The organism is Pseudomonas sp. 5.2 (assembly GCF_059025405.1).
On the sequence record NZ_JBYBHH010000040.1, the window covers coordinates 1 to 2,032 of the forward strand.

General features: G+C 67.0%; 1 protein-coding gene. It reads right to left on the bottom strand.

Features of this window, described 5'->3' with window-relative positions:
* Positions 1-2,032, bottom strand: a 2,032-nt coding sequence (locus AC5PZ0_RS28165; protein WP_493856196.1) for an Ig-like domain-containing protein, incomplete at both ends; no start/stop codon positions are given.

Below are 2,032 nucleotides of genomic sequence, written 5' to 3' on the forward strand. Positions count from 1 at the left end.
GAGGGTGATATTGAAGGTGCCGGTCGGGCCGACCAAGGCGCTGCCCAGTTCGGTGCCATCAGCTGCCAGCACCCGCACGGTGCTGCCCGCTTCGGCACGGCCGGTGACGACGCTGCCGTCGGCGTTGATCGCCAGTTCACTCGGCGCAGTCGGCGCGGTGATGTCGGGTGCGTTGATTTGTACCGGCAGGGACGACGCGCCGGTGCCATCGATTGCCACCAGGTCGAGCAGTTCGCCGTTGGCTTGTGCCGGGTTGAGGATGACGGTGAAGGTACCTTCGGCACCCACCACCACGCTGCCGACCAGCGTGCCATCGGCATCGCGCACTTCCACACGGCTGCCGACCGGGGCGGAACCGGTGATGCTGGTGCCGTCTTCGGCGACCACCAGGTCGCTCGGGCTGGCCGGTGTGGTGGTCACAGGGACATCGAATTGCAGGGCTTCGGAGGCGTTGCCGCTTGGGTCGGTCTGCACCAGGCTCAGGCGCTCGCCTGGCAGTGCCGCCGGGTCGAGGTCGATCAGGAAGGTGCCGTTGGCCAAGACAGTACCGGTGCCGATCACATTACCCTCGGCGTCGCGCACCTCCACGCTGGCACCCGCTTCACCACGGCCGCTCAAGGCCAGGCCGTCGGCGCCGACGACAATATTGCTCACCGCAGCAGGCGGCGTGATGTCCGGTGCATCGAATGGCAGCGGGGTAGAGCTGTTGCCGGCGGCGTCCACCAGGCGGATGTCCAGCACTTCACCATTGGCCTGGGCTGGGAACAGGGTGAGGCTGAAACTGCCGTTCTCGTTGACCAGGCCGGTGCCGATGATGTCGCCCGCGGCGTCGCGCACCTGCACGGTGGCGCCCGGTTCGCCGCTACCCGTGAGGGTGACGCCGTTGGCCAGTTCCAGGCCGGTAGGTTGGTCTGGCGCTTGCAGGTCTGGCGAAGTCACCGAACCAGGTTCAGAGGCGTTGCCTGCTGCGTCGGTCAGCACCACTTGCAGGGTGCTGCCGTCTTTCACGGCCGGATCCAGGGTGATCTGGAAGGTGCCATCCGGGTTGACCGAGCCGCTGGCCACGAGGTTGCCCTCGGCATCACGGACTTGAACAGTGGCCCCGGCTTCGCCGCGGCCGTTGAGCTGGCTGCCGGCGAGGGCGATGACCAGGTTGGTGGGTGCGTCTGGAGGCGTGGTGTCGCCACCGTCGATATCCGGCGCGGTGACCGTGCCGGCCGTAGAGGCGTTGCCCGCGGCATCTGTGGCGGTGACCTGCAGCACCTCGCCATCGACTTGAGGCGGATCGAGGGTGATATTGAAGGTGCCGGTCGGGCCGACCAAGGCGCTGCCCAGTTCGGTGCCATCAGCTGCCAGCACCCGCACGGTGCTGCCCGGTTCGGCACGGCCGGTGACGACGCTGCCGTCGGCGTTGATCGCCAGTTCACTCGGTGCAGTCGGCGCGGTGATGTCTGGCGCAAAGATTTGCGTAGGCACGGACGACAGACCGTTGTCATCGATGGCGACCACATCAAGCAGTTCGCCGTTGGCTTGGGCCGGGTCGAGCACGATAGTGAAGGTGCCATCGGCACCTGCCACGACACTGCCGATCAGCGTGCCATTGGCATCGTGCACTTCCACACGGGTTCCCGCTGGCGCGTTGCCGGTCAGGCTGGTGCCATCGGCATTGATCGCCAGCTCGCTTGGGCTGGCCGGGGCGGTGATCAGTGGTACGTCGTATTCAAAGGCGACGGACGTGTTGCCGCTCGGGTCGGTCTGCACCAGGCTCAGGTGCTCGCCGGGTTGCGCTGCCGGCTCGAGGTCGATGAGGAAGGTGCCGTTGGCCAAGACAGTGCCGGTGCCGATCACCGTGCCCTCGGCGTCACGCACTTGCACAGTGGCGCCGGCTTCGCCGCGGCCGCTGAGGACCAGGCCGTCGGAGCCGACGGCAATATTGCTGACGGCAGCAGGCGGTGTGATGTCCGGTGCATCGAATTGGAGTGGGGCAGAGCTGTTACCGGCGGCGTCCACCAGGCGGATATCCAGCACTTCG